The 17481-nt window shown below is 40.3% G+C and carries 15 protein-coding genes; 9 read left to right on the forward strand and 6 right to left on the reverse strand.

What is annotated here, in order from left to right:
- Nucleotides 1–235: 235 nt before the first annotated feature.
- The 3 genes from BMX26_RS00730 to BMX26_RS00740 form a co-directional block, all read right to left on the reverse strand.
- A complete protein-coding gene (locus BMX26_RS00730; RefSeq protein ID WP_075529562.1) occupies nt 236–1213 on the reverse strand; it encodes an FAD:protein FMN transferase in 978 nt (325 codons plus the stop codon).
- Nucleotides 1206–1994, reverse strand: a complete 789-nt coding sequence (locus BMX26_RS00735) for an NADPH-dependent FMN reductase (protein ID WP_075529563.1) — start codon at nt 1992–1994, stop codon at nt 1206–1208. Before BMX26_RS00735 ends, BMX26_RS00730 begins: the two co-directional genes overlap by 8 nt.
- 549 nt (nt 1995–2543) lie before the next feature.
- On the reverse strand, nt 2544–3212 hold the full coding sequence (locus tag BMX26_RS00740; protein WP_075529564.1) for a histidine phosphatase family protein: 669 nt from the start codon (nt 3210–3212) through the stop codon (nt 2544–2546).
- A 221-nt stretch (nt 3213–3433) separates the two neighbouring features.
- On the opposite strand from BMX26_RS00740, the gene BMX26_RS00745 reads away from it, so the two are divergent.
- The 3 genes from BMX26_RS00745 to trxB all read left to right on the forward strand — a co-directional run bounded on the left by BMX26_RS00745 (nt 3434) and on the right by trxB (nt 6125).
- Nucleotides 3434–4438: a phosphoesterase gene (locus BMX26_RS00745; protein WP_143454835.1), complete on the forward strand. Its 1005-nt coding sequence runs from the start codon at nt 3434–3436 to the stop codon at nt 4436–4438.
- A 9-nt stretch (nt 4439–4447) separates the two neighbouring features.
- Nucleotides 4448–5113, forward strand: coding sequence for a type 1 glutamine amidotransferase (locus tag BMX26_RS00750; protein ID WP_075529566.1), 666 nt, complete (start codon nt 4448–4450; stop codon nt 5111–5113).
- A 73-nt stretch (nt 5114–5186) separates the two neighbouring features.
- Nucleotides 5187–6125: a thioredoxin-disulfide reductase gene (trxB, locus tag BMX26_RS00755; protein ID WP_075529567.1), complete on the forward strand. Its 939-nt coding sequence runs from the start codon at nt 5187–5189 to the stop codon at nt 6123–6125.
- A gap of 655 nt (nt 6126–6780) precedes the next feature.
- On the opposite strand, the gene BMX26_RS00760 is transcribed toward trxB, so the two are convergent.
- Together BMX26_RS00760 and celB are read right to left on the reverse strand one after the other, a co-directional pair.
- Nucleotides 6781–7239 carry a hypothetical protein gene (locus BMX26_RS00760; protein WP_075529568.1) on the reverse strand — a complete coding sequence of 153 codons (459 nt, stop codon included), beginning with the start codon at nt 7237–7239 and terminating at the stop codon, nt 6781–6783.
- A 30-nt stretch (nt 7240–7269) separates the two neighbouring features.
- Nucleotides 7270–8622, reverse strand: a complete 1353-nt coding sequence (gene celB, locus BMX26_RS00765; protein ID WP_075529569.1) for a PTS cellobiose transporter subunit IIC — start codon at nt 8620–8622, stop codon at nt 7270–7272.
- Nucleotides 8623–9089: 467 nt separating this feature from the next.
- Between celB and BMX26_RS00770 the strand changes: the two genes are divergently transcribed.
- The 6 genes from BMX26_RS00770 to mnmG all read left to right on the forward strand — a co-directional run bounded on the left by BMX26_RS00770 (nt 9090) and on the right by mnmG (nt 15352).
- The gene (locus BMX26_RS00770) at nt 9090–10523 is read left to right on the forward strand and encodes a 6-phospho-beta-glucosidase (protein ID WP_075529570.1); all 1434 of its coding nucleotides are present in this window, start codon (nt 9090–9092) and stop codon (nt 10521–10523) included.
- Nucleotides 10524–10684: 161 nt separating this feature from the next.
- A complete protein-coding gene (locus BMX26_RS00775) occupies nt 10685–11011 on the forward strand; it encodes a PTS sugar transporter subunit IIB (protein ID WP_075529571.1) in 327 nt (108 codons plus the stop codon).
- A 15-nt stretch (nt 11012–11026) separates the two neighbouring features.
- Entirely contained in the window at nt 11027–11371 is a 345-nt protein-coding gene (locus tag BMX26_RS00780) for a PTS lactose/cellobiose transporter subunit IIA (RefSeq protein WP_180366043.1), read from the forward strand.
- An 84-nt stretch (nt 11372–11455) separates the two neighbouring features.
- A complete protein-coding gene (locus BMX26_RS00785) occupies nt 11456–11878 on the forward strand; it encodes a helix-turn-helix transcriptional regulator (RefSeq protein ID WP_075529572.1) in 423 nt (140 codons plus the stop codon).
- A gap of 160 nt (nt 11879–12038) precedes the next feature.
- Nucleotides 12039–13427, forward strand: a complete 1389-nt coding sequence (gene mnmE, locus BMX26_RS00790) for a tRNA uridine-5-carboxymethylaminomethyl(34) synthesis GTPase MnmE (protein ID WP_075529573.1) — start codon at nt 12039–12041, stop codon at nt 13425–13427.
- An 11-nt stretch (nt 13428–13438) separates the two neighbouring features.
- Nucleotides 13439–15352: a tRNA uridine-5-carboxymethylaminomethyl(34) synthesis enzyme MnmG gene (gene mnmG / locus BMX26_RS00795; RefSeq protein WP_075529574.1), complete on the forward strand. Its 1914-nt coding sequence runs from the start codon at nt 13439–13441 to the stop codon at nt 15350–15352.
- 205 nt (nt 15353–15557) lie between these two features.
- On the opposite strand, the gene BMX26_RS00800 is transcribed toward mnmG, so the two are convergent.
- Nucleotides 15558–17366, reverse strand: a complete 1809-nt coding sequence (locus BMX26_RS00800; protein ID WP_082272412.1) for a DUF2207 domain-containing protein — start codon at nt 17364–17366, stop codon at nt 15558–15560.
- Nucleotides 17367–17481: the final 115 nt, after the last annotated feature.

Genomic DNA, 17481 nt, shown 5'->3' on the forward strand with positions numbered 1-17481 from the left:
ACAAACGCAAATAAGCATTTTTGCATATCAATCTACATCTAATTGACAATATATAAAATTAAATTCATTTTATTTAAGTTCATAAAACCACTATTTGATATGTAAAATAAAAAATATCCCCAAGTCTTTTAAAGAACTTGGGGATAAAATAGTGATTTTTTACATAAATACACATTGAACGGTCAGAAAACTTGATAAAATAAGCTTTTTGATTGTTGAAAAAAGGCAGCATCAACTAAAAAATATTCTGCAGCTGGAAAGCTGGATTAATTATTGTAATTTGAGTTGGGGCAAGGCCTGATAAGAGCAGCTTCCTATCTTTTGTGATAAAAACCGCCCCCAAAATATCTTCTTGATCAGGATAATTTGGTAAAGGCTGGTCTGCAAAGAAAAGCCGGGTTGTCTCAATTTCAGCTGTTACTGATTTTTGGGTAAAAACAGTGACCGCAGCTAAATTATTTTCATGCGGATAGCCGGTTTTAGGATCGAGGATATGATGGAAACTGTGGCCTTGAGTTTCAAGGTGTCGTTCATAAATGCCGCTGGTGACAGCAGAACAGGCTTTAACGGTGATAATCGCAATGGGATTTTCATCGTCGCCAAAGGGATTGCGCAAACCAATCCGCCATTTTTGATCTTGGTGGTGGGGTGGGTTGCCAACCATTAAAAGGTTGCCGCCGAGGTTGATAATCCCAGCTTGGACGCCATAAGCTTTCCACAAATCTTGGATGCGGTCAGCAATATAGCCCTTAGCAATAGCGCCTAAGTCAAGTTCCATCCCTTTTTGGGTTAAAAAGATCGTTTGTTTTTGGTCATCTAAGTGAATCTTATAAGGATCAATCAATTGCAGCTTGGCTTTGATATCAGTATCATTTGGGACGGAAGCATCGTCAAAACCGATGTGCCATAATTTAACTAAAGGACCGATAGCGGCGTTGAAGCCGAAATTTTGCCGGCTGGTTAAAATAGCTAATTTAGCCAGCTGATAAACGGAACTGGTTACCGGAACGGGAGCTAAGCCGGCCTGGTGATTGACATCCATCATTTGCGACTGGGGGCGGTTGACTGTCAGTAAGTCTTCATAACGGTTGACCAACTGTTCGCTGGCATCTAAGACGGAGGTATCAGTTTGACCGAAGACAGATAAGCTGATATTGGTTCCTAAAGCATGAAATTTTTTAGTAAGAGTTAAGGTACTTAAATTATTAGTCATTTTGCGATGCTCCTGTATCAGCATCGGTTTGTTTTGAAGCAAGCGAGCTGCTAGTTAAAGCATCTGTTTTTGACCGTAAATCAACGATAACTGGGTCGGCAACTTTTTTAGAAGCACTGGCCAAGGCGTCGGGAACATCGTTAATCAATCCAAAGGTTTGACCGTTGATTTCATAAGCATCAGTTAAATCAGCTTTGGATGAAGCGCTGGTCTTAGCATCAACACTTCTTTTACGGTAGGCTTGGTTGATATGGACAGCATACGTGATAAAGGCGTCAAAGCAGGTTTCTAGCCAGCTAAGGGTGCGTTTATCGGTTAGATTTCCTTGTTCGTCAAAAGCTTGAGCAGCTTTGCTTAATAAAAATTGGTGGCCAGGTAGGATATATGGGGTGAGTCCTGGCGCGTTTAAAATCCTAGTCAAGCTGTCTTGCGCATAAACAGACCCCAAATTGCCCAAAGAAGCGCCTACGAGCATGACAGGACAATCGGTTAAAGGATGAACCTGCCACGAGAGCCATTCTAAGACGGATTTTAAAGCAGCTGGAATATCATGATCGTATTCGGCCGTTGAAATAATGACGCCATCAGCTTGTTCAATTTGTTTAGCCAAACTTAAAAGAACATCCGGCGTTTTAGCATAGTCTTCACAAAAAAGCGGATAATCCTTAATTTCAGCAAGAGAAATTGAGGCTTCTTTTGAAAAATGCTGTTGCATAAATTGCAGCAGCTTGCGGTTGTGAGATTTGCTGGCATTAGTGCCGACAAGAGCGATAAAATGCATGGTAAAACCTCCTAAAAGATACAGGTAAAAGTTTCTTGGCTACATTATAGAAAAAGTTTAAAAGGCCTGTCAATTAAGGATTTATTGGTTAAAATCATTACTTAGGCTGCACGAATGCTTATTTTTGCTTGAAGTTAATTAAATAAATTGGTATAGACAGAAATAAAAGCATAAATTAAAGGGCTGAATCATTATGATTCAGCCCTTTAATACTTGAGATATAGATAAAATTTACTTGGTATACTTGAGCGGAGAAACTCAAAGCAAAGAAAGATAGACTGCATTTGGTATAGTTACAGTCTGACGTCTGATTTAAGTATAAATCAGTTTATCAGAAAAAACAACCCTAAAAAAGCTTAAAATAAGGATACACTTTCTTAGACCTTGATGTTTCCAATGTATAAGCGCTCACGATTGTAGCCTGATTTAGTACGGCAAAACTTCGCAGGCTTCTAGTGACAATAACAGCTGCCTTGGGGTCTTGTCAGACCCACAGCGGCATCTGCCACTTGCATTACGCCTTATGACCGCTCACGATTGCACCCTGATTTAGTATTTTTCGTTGTCAAGGTGGTGGTTGTAATAAGCTACTTGGATGTTGTTGGGGTCGACTAATAACTTAGTGACAGAACCGTTACGCGGACCGAGGACATCGGCACCGAGGGTTTTGTCGTAACGGTCGACAATGGAGCGAATGGTGATACTGTGGCTGACTAAGAGAATTTTGGCATCAGGCTGATGTTTTTTCAATAAATAATCAAAACCTGCGTCAAGACGTTGCCAATATTGAGCATCGCTTTCGGCATCCTTGAAAGGGTCAAGCTCATGCAGAAGGTCTCTGGTATAACCTAAAGAATATTTTTCTAAAAGATCATTATAAGTGCGGCAACCGTGAATAGCTCCAGCCATCAGCCACGTTTGGGAAGCGTCGTTGCCTTCAAAGTATCCGAAGCTTTGTTCTCTGAAATAAGTCAGCGTTTTAGGTTCAGGCTTATTTTCAGCTTCGTTTTCTTTTAAAATAAAGCGCAAAGTTTTAATGGCTCTAGTAGTATCAGAACTATAAGCTGCGTCAAAGGTTAAATCTTTGAGATGGCGTCCAGCGCTTAAGGCATCATTTGTTCCTTTAGGTGTCAGGGGGGAATCACACCAACCCTGCAGGCGGTTATAGCTGTTTAAAAGTGTTTGGCCATGGCGGACCATATATACAGTTAAGGTCATTTTATCCTCCAATATGCTTCAAATCTAACAAACATAATAACATATCGGATGAGAAGTTAGCATGATTTAACTATGATTTTGACGTTAAAGACGGGTATAATGAAAGGAGGAATTTACAGAAGGGGTTATTAAAATTGAGAACACAACATATTAAACTTTTTTCACATAATGATTTGGATGGCTTTGGAGCACCTTGCCTTTTTTATGCTTTGGCTCCATATATGTTCAAAGGAGTTGAGTTTGATTTAACTACGTGTTCAGCGGGCAACTTGGATCGTGAGCTCGAACATTGGTTTAAACAGCCCGATATTTCGCGCTATACGGATGTTTATATCATGGATATGACCCCTGATAGTGACTATTCGTTCAAATTATTGGAACAAAAATTTGCTAATCACTGGCTGATTTTTGACCACCATGAAAGCGAAGCTAAATTGCGTCAAGAATATAGCCAAAATTGTGTTAGTCCAACAGATGAAGGGGTCAATCCGAGCGCATGCAGTCTCGTTTGGGATTGGATGGAGCGGCAAAATAATTTCAACCTGGTGCCTCAGGATCGTCAAGCTGATTTAAAAGAACTGGTTGAAATGATCCGGGCTTATGATACCTGGGATTTCCAAAATGATCCCTTGATGTCTTTTGAAGCTAAGAAAGCTGCCGATGAATTAAATCAGCTGTTTTGGTTCTTCCCATTGAGTAAATCGAAAAAATTCGTTGACTCGGTTTTTGCCAGCGGCTGGCAAGATTATCGTCAAGAACATGAACTTTTGGTATCAACTTTGGAAGGCAGAAGACAACGTTACTTGGATAAACACCTCAAAGATGTCGAAGAATTCAGTCTTAATGGTCGCACTTTTGGTGTTGTTTATGCCAGTGATTATAAATCAGAGATTGCTCATGAATTGATGAAACGTTTCGACGTTGATGCGGCTTTGGTTATTGATAGCCACAGTGTTTCGCTGAGGTCAAACGGCCGTTTAGACGTGGCTAAATTTGCTCAAGATTACTTCAACGGCGGAGGTCATGCAGACTCAGCCGGTGGTCGGCTTGAAGTGGAACCGCTCAAGGCGGCTGAAAAAGAAGTAATTAATTTTGTTAAACAGCAGGCTAAGATTAATGCTAAAATGGCTCAGCAAAAAAAGGATGAAGCAAATTCCAGCTTAGGTGATGCTTTAGATCCTGAAATGGCAGCGAAATTAGCGGCTTTATTCGGTCAAGACAAATAAGAGGATATTATGCGGATTAATATTTTACAACACACCCCTAATGAAGGCCCTGGGGCTATTTTAATGTGGGCTAACCAACATGGACATGAGGTTTATACTTATCATCTTTACCAATTTAATAAATTACCGTTAGCTGAGGATACCGATATGCTGGTGGTTTTAGGCGGACCGATGAGTCCTAACGACCAAGAACCTTGGATTGAATTGGAACGCAAATTGATTTTAGACGTCATTAAAGCTGATAAACCGGTTTTTGGCGCTTGCTTTGGTGCTCAGCAAATTGCCAAAGTTTTAGGCGGTACGGTGCAAAAGAGCGACCATAAAGAAGTTGGCTTTGCGCCAGTATATCTTAAGGATACAACGATTCCCAACTTACCTAAGCAATTAGATGCTTTGCATTGGCATGAAGAATGTTTTTCCATTCCTCGGGGGGCAAAACTGCTCTTTTCCAGTGATTTGCTGGAAAATCAAGGCTTTATTTATGGCAAAAAGGTTGTTGGTCTGCAATTTCACTTTGAACCTTTGGCTAATGATTTGCGCGAAATTGTGGTTAACGATGGAGATTATACAAAAGGAAGCGAGCTTAAACAAAGTCCAAGCGATATTTTAGCTCATGGTGTACCGGCGCAAAATAAGGATATTATGGCTAATATTCTTGATTTTATCAGCCGTTAAACAGATAAGTTGACCCCAGTAGGCCGAGATGATATAGTGTTCGTATTTAATAAGTGTCTGTGAGGTATTTAAAATGACAGAGAAAAAATATGATGTGTTAGTCATTGGCGCCGGCCCTGGCGGCATGACTACTGCTTTATATGCATCAAGAGCTAACCTGAAAGTAGCGATGTTAGACCGTGGAATTTATGGGGGCCAAATGAATAATACGGCTGAAGTTGAAAATTATCCAGGTTTTACCTCCATTATGGGGCCTGAATTAGCTGAAAAAATGTATCAAAGTTCAACTCAATTTGGAGCGGAATTTTTATATGGCAGTGTCACTAAAATTAACGTTTTGCCTGATGGAACTAAACAGGTTGAAACTGACAATGGCATTTTTGAAGCTAAAGCCGTTGTGATTGCTACGGGGTCTGAACCGCGTAAATTAGGTATTCCCGGGGAACAAGAATTTAGCGGCCGTGGTGTATCATATTGCGCTGTCTGCGATGGTGCTTTTTACCGCAATAAGAAAGTTGTCGTCATTGGCGGGGGGGATTCTGCGATTGAAGAAGGCTTATATTTGGCCAACTTAGTGGAAGAAGTTAACGTGGTTCACCGCCGTGATCAGTTGCGGGCTCAAAAGATTTTGCAAGACCGTGCTTTTGCAAATGATAAGATGAAATTTACATGGAATAGTGTGCCGGTTGAAATTTTAGGCGATGAGATGAAGGTTACCGGCGTTAAGATTAAAAATAAAATTACCGGCAAAGAAGAAGTTTTAGATGCTTCTGGGGTGTTCATTTATGTTGGTACAACGCCGATGACTGAACCCTTTAAAGATTTGGATATTACAGATGAGCAAGGCTGGATTATCACAGATGATCATATGCAAACCAAGATTCCCGGTATCTTTGCTGTAGGCGATGTGAGACAAAAATTCTTGCGTCAGATTACGACAGCTGTCGGTGATGCTGGTATCGCCGGCCAAGAAGTCTTCAATTATGTACAGGGTGCTTTGGCGAATGCTTAGGCTTTGTACGCTAAGCTTGCTCCACCAACGCCGTATGGCTGTAGCCATCAAGGCGGTGGAGTCTTAGCGCTAAAAGCCTATGAGCCAAAGCCGTACTACACCAGGGTGCAATCACGAACGGTTATGAGCCGTAAAATAAGCTGCGAACACCGCCGTGGGGCTGTTAAGCCCCCAAGGTGGTTGTGCTTATTTATAGGCTCATGTGAGTGATTGCCGTACTATACAGGGTGCAACATAAAGCTAAAAGTTAGACAAAAATAGGATTTCCGTTTGGATGCGGAAATCCTATTTTAGTAACAGTACAAATATAGATTTTTCGATGCAAAAAACATCTTATAATTGTTGTTTTCTAACAATTATAAGATGTTTCATTTTTTATTACGGGTGTATAAGCGCTCACGATTGCACCCTAATTTAGTCGGGCTTTTGATCGCATGGGCTTAGTGACAAGGAACTACTCCTCGGGGGCTTACAGCCCCGCTTCGTCGCAGTCCAGCTTGTCATACAGCCCATAACCGCTCCCAAAAGCACCCTAATTTAGTCGGGCTTTTGATCGCATGGGCTTAGTGACAAGGAACTACTCCTCGGGGGCTTACAGCCCCGCTTCGTCGCAGTCCAGCTTGTCATACAGCCCATAACCGCTCCCAAAAGCACCCTAATTGTTTTTTTCAAACATCTTCATAATCTTCAATTGACGGTCGGTCCCAGCAACTAATTGCTTAATCTTGGCTAAAGACAAGAGACATAAGATAGCTCCGATAGCGCAAATTAGTTCCACAAAAAGCTGACCTGAATTTTTCAAGAAGGGAAAGACGTTGTCATATAAAGGTGTTAAACAAGTGATAACCAATAAAAGGTTAAGCCCCAATTGTGTCAGGTAAAAAGCCTTAGTAAGAGGTAGTTCACTTTTATTAGTGTGGAGTTTGGAAGTCAGTTCAATGGCTACAGCTAAAGCAAAAAACATCATCACCAAAGGAATGATTAAACTTAAACTCTTAGAAGCCCAAGCTGTTACCATCCAATAGAAATTGGCGAAAAAGAAGATGGCAATGCTATAGCGTAAAACCCAAAAACGATTGAAAAACATAAATTTCATACTGTCTTTTTTATTCATTGAAAAGACCTCCCTCTCTTATCTCTTAGTTTAACCTTCTGGATTTTCTTGTTCTTTCTTAGCTAACTTCAAATCATAGCGACGAATGAATGGGTACCAAACAAGGGCACCAACGATAGCAGCTAAGATAGTGGCAATTGCACCTTGGAAACTTTGGGTTGCAATGAAACCACTCAAGCCTACAGGTGTTGGCCATGGTTGTTGAGCAGTAATCTTTGGTACAAAGTGGGTTGCAATAGCGAAGTAGCCGACCATAGAAGAAGCCATAGGAGCTAAAATAAATGGAACGACAAGATCAATATTGTACACAATTGGCAAACCAAAGATTAATGGTTCGTTGATGTTAAAGATACCTGGAACAATGGCAACCTTACCTAATTCATGCAATTGGTTTGATTTAGCCATAAATGCCATATACAAAGCAGCACCTAAAGTACAGCCGGAACCACCAATAGTTGTGAAGGCATTGTTGAATTCACCGGCATAGATGTGGAAACCGCCAGCAACGTTGGAAGCCATGTTTGACAAAACGAAGGCTTGAGTAAAACTGGTGATGATGGTAGCACCGTGAATACCAAAGAACCATAAGAAGTGAATCAAGAAGACAATAATCAAGATGCCCCACCATGTATCAACCAAACCAGATACGAATGAGAATGGAACGTAGAGCAGGTTGAAGATGTCTGTGTGACACATGATTAAAATTGCATCAATAATCACCACAACAAAGGCAAGTAAGAAACCTGGAATCAAAGAAGTAAAGGAATCAGCGACACCCTTTGGCACAGAGTTTGGCATCTTAACAGACCAACCCTTTTTGACACATAAACGGTAGATTTGAACGGCTAAAGTAGCCATGATTAAACCAGTAAAGATACCAGTGGCGCCAATTCTGGTTAAACCTGTACCACCAACACCATAACCGCCGTAGATACCACTCTTAGCATCAGTGATGAATTGAGCAGCACCTTTGCTCCAAGTTAATTGGGGAACAGTGATGAACAAAGCAAAGAATGATAAGAAAGCACCAGTCAAAGGTGACAAGTCTAATTTTTCTTCATCACGGTAAATCTTCGTAAAGTTATAGGCAAATGATCCTGTGAAGAAGAGGGCAATAATCCCCAAAGTTGAGTTGTAAACAACAGTATATAAGTTATTAAAACGACCCAAAGTATTGTTATAGAATGAAACAAAACCTGGGAAAGTGATAACTTGAGTCAAAACACTCAAGATAAGAAACATTGACCCGACAATAGTAAAGGCAATAACACTGTAGCCGGCGCCCATAACGGAACGGACAAAACGTGTATTGGCGAATTTACCAATGATAGGTAAAATTTTTGCATTTAAAAAGTCTGTAAACTTACTATTTTTTTCAGCCATAATATTAACCCCCTAAAGGTTGATGCCAAATATGCCAGCTGGATGAAGGCGGTTAAACTTCATAAGTAAGTGTCATAAAAAAATAATTGCAAAGTTGACATGCAGCTAGTTTATTTGGTGTGAAAATAGAAAAAGTTAAGAAAAAAATGTGCACAAAATTGAAAACGTTTTCCTTTTCTTAACATTTTTATTTTAAAACGTTGGTACAAATTTGTAAAGTACCAAACAATATATTTTTTGCATTTTTGTTAAAAATTGAAAAAAACTATACATATTTTTGGATTTATTTACACTTTAAGTTGTAATCTAGTTTTTGAAAGTAAACTATTTTGTAACAATGACATAATTTAGGAGATTTAGTTTCAAGAAAGTGGTTAAAAAATATGGAGTGATGTTTGACAAATTTGTTCCAACAAATTATACTTACGATGAAATGTAAACGTTAACAACTAAAAGGAGGCTATCTTATGGGATTTAAAGATGGATTTTTATGGGGCGGAGCTGTGGCAGCACACCAATTAGAAGGCGGTTGGGACCGTGATGGCAAAGGCGTTTCAGTGGCCGATGTTATGACAGCTGGAGCTAATGGGGTTCCACGTGAGATTACCAAAGGTGTCATTGCCGGCAAGAATTATCCTAACCATGAAGCAATTGATTTTTATGATCACTATAAAGAAGATATTAAATTATTTGCTGAAATGGGCTTCAAGTGTTTTAGAACCTCGATTGGGTGGACGCGTATTTTTCCTAATGGGGATGAAGCAGAACCAAATGAAGCTGGTTTGAAATTCTATGATGATTTGTTCGATGAATGCCACAAATACGGGATTGAACCAGTGGTAACCTTGGCCCACTTTGAAATGCCATACCACTTAGTCGAAGCTTATGGCGGTTTTGGCAACCGTAAAGTAATTGATTTCTTCCTTAAATTTGCGGTAACGTGCTTTAAGCGCTACAAAGATAAGGTTAAGTATTGGATGACTTTCAATGAAATTGATAATCAATCGTCTTTTAATAATGATTTTTTGATGTGCACCAACTCGGGAATTTTATTAGGTGATGATCCTAAGGAAAATGAAGCCAAGATGTATCAAGCGGCACATTATGAAGTTGTAGCCAGTGCTTTAGCGGTTAAAGAAGGCCACAAAATTAACCCTGATTTTAAGATTGGGACGATGATTAATTTCACCCCAATTTATCCTGCCAGCTCTGATCCGGAGGACATTTTGTTAGCGCAACGTGCTGATCAACGGCGTAACTGGTTCTCTGATGTACAAGTATGGGGAGAATATCCGCGCAATGTTGAAAGCTATATTGAACGCGAGGGCTTCCGTCCCGATATTACAGCCGAAGATCGGGTTGTTTTAAAAGAAGGCACAGTTGATTATATCGGCTTTAGCTATTATCACACGATGACAGTTTCAGCCAAGAAGGTGGCTCCAGATGATCTTACCGATCCAAGATTGGCTGAAGTGAAGAATCCATTTGTCAAAGTCAGTGAATGGGATTGGCCAATTGATCCCGTCGGCTTGCGCTATGCCATGAATTTGATGACTGACCGGTATCATTTGCCGCTCTTTATTGTGGAAAATGGCTTGGGGGCAGTGGATAAAGTTGAAAGTGATGGCAGCATCCATGATGATTACCGGATTGCATACTTGCGCGCTCATTTGCAGGAAGTCAAGAAGGCAGTTGACTTGGATGGCGTTGATTTAATGGGTTATACCCCATGGGGATGCATTGACCTTGTTTCTGCCGGTACTGGTCAAATGTCCAAGCGCTACGGCTTTATTTATGTAGACAAAGATGATGAAGGCAATGGTACTTTGAAACGCTCGAAGAAGGACTCCTTCTACTGGTATCAAAAGGTTATCAAGTCTAATGGTGAAGATTTAGACTAGCGAAAAGCACAGGGAAACCTGTGCTTTTTAATATATATTCTAAAAAATGAATAATAGCGCTTGCAAAAGTTGTACCAATATGTTATAACTTAATTGTTGAAAGCGGTTAAAAACGTAGATAAATTAAAGAGCCGATATTCGGCTTCACGGAGGTAATTATTATGGCTGAAAAAACAATTATGTTATGCTGTGCTGCAGGGATGAGTACAAGTTTGTTAGTTTCCAAGATGCAGGAAGCTGCTAAGAAGCAAGGCTTAGACTATGAAATCTTTGCAACATCAGCTTCTGATGCAGACAACCAATTAGCTCAAAAAGACATCAACGTTGTTTTGCTAGGACCTCAAGTTCGTTACATGGAAGCTCAATTCAAGCAAAAACTTGCCGGTACAAATATTCCAATGGCTATCATCGATATGACTGCTTACGGCATGATGAACGGTGAAAAAGTTTTGGCTCAGGCAATTGACTTGATGAAGCAAAACGCTTAATAGGGGTGATTTTTAATGGCTGAAGAAAAAACTTTGACTGAAGAAGAACAACTTCAGACAACCATGGGTTTAATTATCCATGCCGGCAATGCCAAAGCCTTTGCGGTTGAAGCTGTGGCCTGTGCCAAAGATGGGAAATTTGCTGAAGCAGATGAAAAATTACACCAAGCTGATCAAGAATTAGTTGAATCCCACAATACACAAACTGGGATGTTAACGCAAGAAGCACAGGGTAATCACATTAAGGTAACCTTGCTGACAGTTCATTCACAAGATCACTTAATGAATGCCATCACCTTTATTGACTTGGCCAAAGATTTGGTTGATGTTTATAAAAAAATGGCTGAATTAAGCAAATAAGATTAATTGAAAGAATCCACAAAGGGTTCTTTTTTTTGTGGATAAAATTTGCTAAGCTAAAAGAAAAAAGTGAAAGGAATTACGATGAAGAAGCCGCTATTATATCCTCCAGCTCAAACAATTCCTTCCCACAAGCTGTTTTTGCAGCGCTTAGCTCAAGAAAAAAGTTATCTGCAAATCGCTGAAGCTAAAGAAGCAGCGCTTAAAAAGAGGCTAGACCAGGAAAAAAAGCCGCTTTATTCGCAATATTTTCCAATTGAAAGCATACAGTTAACCTATAGCGAGCGGCAAAAATTGCAGGAAGCTAATTTAAAGATAACTTATCAACAGATAATTCACAGGCTGCAAGCTGAACTTGATGTTAATCAACAAGTACTGGCACAGCAATTGGGGATAACTTTGCAGAAGCTGTATCAGATTGAAGCCGGGAAGGTGCTGCCAACTATGGCAGACTTAATTCAGATTGCCAGTTTTTGTGGCAAAAGTGTTCAAGTGAATTTAATATGATTGACAATTTCTATAAATCATTCTATATTATAGTTAATCATTCTTATCTTAATCGATGAAGTAGTGAAAGTGCTTTATCCGCGTTTGACTTGAGGCGTAGTCTCGGCAGCGTGGGGGCGCTTTTTTTTATGAGATAAATTACGAAAGGAAGAACATTGAGATGGCTCAAGTGACTGAGTTTGATACAATTGCAGCTATTTCCACACCGCCTGGCGAGGGGGCAATTTCGATTGTCAGAATGAGTGGTGAAGAAGCTGTTGCGATTGCTAATAAAGTATTTAAAGGAAAAGATTTGACCAAGGTTTCCAGCCATACCATTAATTATGGGCATATCCTTGATCCTAAAACGGGTGAAGAAATTGATGAAGTGATGGTTTCGGTAATGCTGGCACCAAAGACCTTTACCAAAGAAGATGTCATTGAAATCAACTGTCATGGCGGAATTGTGCCGACTAATCAAATTTTGCAGCTGCTATTAGTTAATGGTGCGCGCTTGGCAGAACCGGGCGAATTTACCAAGCGGGCCTTTTTACATGGCCGGATTGATTTAACACAGGCTGAATCGGTGATGGATTTAATTAGGGCCAAAACGGATAAGTCGATGAAAGTTGCTTTGAACCAGCTTGATGGTAATTTATCCCACTTAATTAATGCTTTAAGACAAGATATTTTGGACGTTTTAGCACAAGTGGAAGTTAACATTGATTATCCTGAATATGATGATGTTGAAACGATGACCACTAAACTTTTAAAGGAAAAAGCTCAAAGTCTCTTAAAACAAATTGAGCAACTGTTAACGACGGCTTCGCAGGGCAAAATTTTGCGTGAAGGCTTGGCAACCGCTTTGGTTGGGCGACCGAATGTGGGTAAATCAAGTTTATTAAACCATCTCTTACACGAAGAAAAGGCCATTGTTACTGATGTAGCTGGGACGACGCGTGATGTCATTGAAGAATATGTCAATGTCAGAGGCGTGCCGTTGAAGTTAATTGATACGGCAGGAATTCGCCAAACAGAGGATAAAGTCGAAAAAATTGGGGTTGAACGGTCCCGCCAAGCAATTGAACAAGCCGATTTGGTTTTATTAGTGCTGAATGCAGCCGAAGAGTTGACCGCAGAAGATCAGCAATTGCTAGATTTGACCAAGGATAAAAAACGCATTGTTATTTTAAATAAGACTGACCTTCCAGCCAAAATTTCCAAGGCAAGCTTAAAAGAGTTGTTAAAAGACACGCCAGTCTGCGAAACATCGGTGTTGAAGCAAGATGGTCTCGATTTGTTAGAAGCGCAAATTGCGGACTTGTTCTTTGGCGGCATTGAAAATTCACAAGGTACGGTCATGGTAACTAATGCCCGGCATATTGCCTTGTTGAAAAAGGCGCAAGCATCCCTGGAAGCCGTTTTAGATGGGATTGCTTTGGGAATGCCGGTTGATTTGGTGCAAATTGATATGACCCAAGCCTGGAATTTACTGGGCGAAATTACAGGTGACAGTTACGAAGACGAATTATTAGATCAATTATTCAGTCAATTCTGTTTAGGCAAATAGGAGGAAAGATTTTGCAATTCGGAAATCGTTATCAAGCAGAAGATTATGATGTTATTGTTGTTGGTGCCGGACATGCGGGTTGTGAAGCCGCTTTAGCTGCTAGCCGGATGGGTAACAAGACCTTACTGATTACTATTAATTTGGAAATGGTGGCCTTTATGCCATGTAACCCAGCGGTAGGTGGACCGGCTAAAGGAATTGTTGTGCGTGAAGTAGACGCTTTAGGCGGTGAAATGGGTCGCAATACCGATAAAACCTACATTCAAATGCGGATGTTAAATACGGGTAAAGGTCCAGCTGTGAGAGCTTTACGGGCGCAAGCCGATAAGCGCTTATACTCCATTGAAATGAAGCATACGTTGGAAAAAGAAAAAAATTTGACTTTGCGTCAAGGGATTGTTGACGATTTGCTGGTTGAAGACGGTGTAATTAAAGGGGTCGTAACCAATACCGGTGCTTGCTATGGTGCTAAAGCTGTTGTTTTGACAACAGGGACGGCTGCTAGAGGCAAGATTATTATTGGGGAATTGATGTATTCTTCTGGCCCTAATAATACTCAACCAGCTATCAAATTATCTGAAAATTTGGAGCGATTAGGCTTTAAGCTGAAACGGTTCAAGACCGGGACACCGCCTCGGGTTGACGGCAATACCATTGACTATGATAAGACAGAAGAACAGCCTGGAGATAAGGAACCACACTTATTTAGCTATGAGAGTAATGATGAGGATTACTTGGATGTTAAAAAGCAATTATCATGCTGGCTGACTTATACCAATGAAGTTACCCACAAGTTCATCACGGATAATTTGGATCGGGCTCCAATGTACACTGGGGCAATTGAAGGGGTTGGCCCCCGTTACTGCCCATCAATTGAAACCAAGATTGTGCGTTTTGCCGATAAGCCGCGCCACCAGCTTTTTGTTGAACCGGAAGGGCGCAATACCGATGAATATTATATTCAAGGTTTATCGACATCAATGCCAGAAGAAATCCAATTGAAGATGGTACATTCAATTGCCGGTTTGGAACATGCCCAAATGATGCGCCCCGGTTATGCCATTGAATATGATGTCGTTGATCCTTATCAATTACGTCCAACCTTGGAAACTAAACTGGTTAAAGGCTTATATACCGCAGGACAAACGAACGGTACTTCTGGTTATGAAGAAGCCGCTGGTCAAGGGATGCTTGCCGGTATTAATGCAGGCCGCCATGCTTTAGGTAAGAAAGAAATTGTCCTCAAACGCAGCGATGCTTACATTGGGGTTATGGTTGACGATTTAGTTACTAAAGGAACCAACGAACCTTACCGTTTGCTTACGAGTCGGGCCGAATACCGGTTAATTTTGCGTCACGATAATGCTGACTTGCGGTTGACTGAATTGGGACATGAAATTGGTTTGATTTCAGATGAACGTTACGAAAAATTCTTAGCTAAAAAGCAGGCTATTAAAGATGAAGAAGCCCGCTTAGAATCCATTCGGATTAAGCCGGGCAAAGAAATTGATGCTTATATTGAAGCTCACGGCGACCGTCCTTTAAAAGACGGTGTTTTGGCTAGTGATTTCTTACGTCGCCCATATGTCAGCTATCAAGACTTGCTGCAATTCATTCCGGCACCAGCCAAAGAATTGGATCGGCACGTCATTGAACAAATTGAAATTCAATATAAATATTCCGGCTATATCAAGAAGGAATATGCACAAATTGATAAATTGAAGCGGATGGAAGCCAAGAAGATTCCTGATCGGATTGATTACAGTGCGATTGAAGGTCTGGCTACTGAAGCTGTGCAAAAACTGACCAAGATTCAACCAGAAACCATGGCACAAGCCAGCCGTATCAGTGGGGTCAATCCAGCCGATTTAGCTATTTTGGCTGTTTATATTGAACAAGGAAAGATTGCTAAGGTTAATGATTAAAAGCAAAAGCGATTCAAATAAATCGCTTTTTGTTTCACGTGAAACAAGGGCGCTTTTCTTGGCGGTTAAGCTTCGTAAGCTAAGCTTGCCCTAACGTCGCAGTATGGCTTTAGCCAGTCTTAGCGCTAAAAGCCTATGAGCCCAAGCCCGACTACGCAGTACACCTTTGGAGTCAAAAAAAGAGTTCCTATTAAGGAACTCTTTTTTATTTTTGCTGGTTTTGTTCACGTAATTTATTGAACAGCTTCTTTTTGAATTTTACAGCTTTATCATCTTCAGTGTTTAATTCAGCTGCTTTTTTAGGGGCAATAGCGTTCACTAATCCTTCAGATAAAGCGGCCGCATATTCACCGTCAGAAAAGATAAAGACTGGGAAGTAGTAGGCTTCAAAGACCAGCTGCAGTCTTTTAGCTGGAAAATTAATCTTTAAAGCTTGGATGGTGTTGCGCGATGAGCCGAAAACAATGGAATAAGGCACCAATTCCTCATGTAAAACCTGCTCTTTTAAAGGTGCCAAGACGGTTTGTTTAATGGTGGCAAATCCTTGATTTAAACATAATAACCGGTAACGCATCGCAATCCCTTTTTGCGTATAGGTTTCCCGCTTGCTGTAAAGTTTAGATAGTAAGATGCCGCTTAAAAGCATAACTAAGACAACCGGAATTGCAATATAAAGCTGGTTTAAGAATAAGCAGACACATGCTGCCGTTAAAGGAATATTGGCTAGACACCAAATAGCGGTCAAATGGGCGCTGCGGTTGGCTTTAACATCAAAGTAGTTTGTTTTACGAGCGCGGTCAAAGGTAACTTTAGCCCACTGATCAAAGTTTTCGGCTAATAACTTACGGCGTTTTTCATCTTTGGAGAAATTTTCCAAATCTTTGAGATTGAATTTTCCCTTAGATCCGACACTGCCAAAGAGCATTTTAAGCAGATTATTATTGTTTAAGATACTCTTGTCAGCCAATTTGATAGAAAAATCATTTCGGGTGTTAGGCACCGTTTCAATCGTCACTTTTTTATTTGCTGCCAGTTCAAGCAGGTAGGCAGCAAATGCGCGTGGGGTAGGCTTTTTATCGGTCATGATGACTTCAGCAAATTCAGCCGGTAATTTTGGAATTGCAAAAGTAGCAATTACATCAGGCATGACAGCTTTGCCCTTTAAAGGATGGCGCAAAAGATGGATGAACCAGCCTACAAACGAAAATGTCGTTAAAATTAATAAACCATAACTAATTAAGTTTAGAGTGGTCTTCTTTTGTTCATTTTGAGCTTTAATTTTTGCAGCCTGCTCATCTTCATAGCGTTCAATCAACTCGCGGGTATCGCGCTTAATGACATTGGTGTTTGTACTTGTGACCTTGACTGGCATCAGTAAGCGCAAGCGTAAGCTGAATTTGGCTGGATTATTGGTCGAAGTAATTTGAGCTGTACCTTTGGTGTTATTGACGATGGTATTGGTATCGCCGACATTACCATGGTGCCAAAGACGCAAAAACTTGACATTTTTTTGCGGCAAGATGAATTTTACACTGACTTTTTTGGGCTGAATCCCCATCTTTTTAGTTATTAAAGACCAATTGATACTAGCGCAATCTTTGTAATTTATCGCTAAATGATTCAGGGTATAAGTATATTTGAGGGTGACAGTACCCTTTTTGTAGTTACCGTAACTAACAATATTGACCATATTTTTGGTCTGTGTTTTGGTAAATGTTCTGCGCTGATGCGAATCAGACTGTTTTAATTTTTTATTATTTTGGCTAACGCTTATTTTAGGCATGCTGGAAGCACCCGTAATATTTAGCGGTAAAGCGAGGTAAAGCCGATTGGCATTTAACTGGTAGCTGACGGTTTGAACCACTTTGGCATTGCCATTTTTTTTAAGGTAGACATTAATTTGGTTATTATTAATTTGATAATTCGTGGTTTTAGCTTGTGCAGTTGTTTGCCTGGTGAAGCAAAACAAGAGTGCGATAACCGCTAAAAGCCAAGCAAAATGCTTTTTTTGCATAAAAATCGCCCTTTCTAAGTCTAATTATTAGTATGACAAATTTATGTTGTCAATTTGAGCTTCAGGTGTGAAATTTTTGCCAAAAGTTTACATAATACTAAAGCTTACTTAATTA

Source organism: Ligilactobacillus sp. WC1T17 (assembly GCA_900110005.1).
GTDB lineage: Bacteria > Bacillota > Bacilli > Lactobacillales > Lactobacillaceae > Ligilactobacillus > Ligilactobacillus ruminis_A.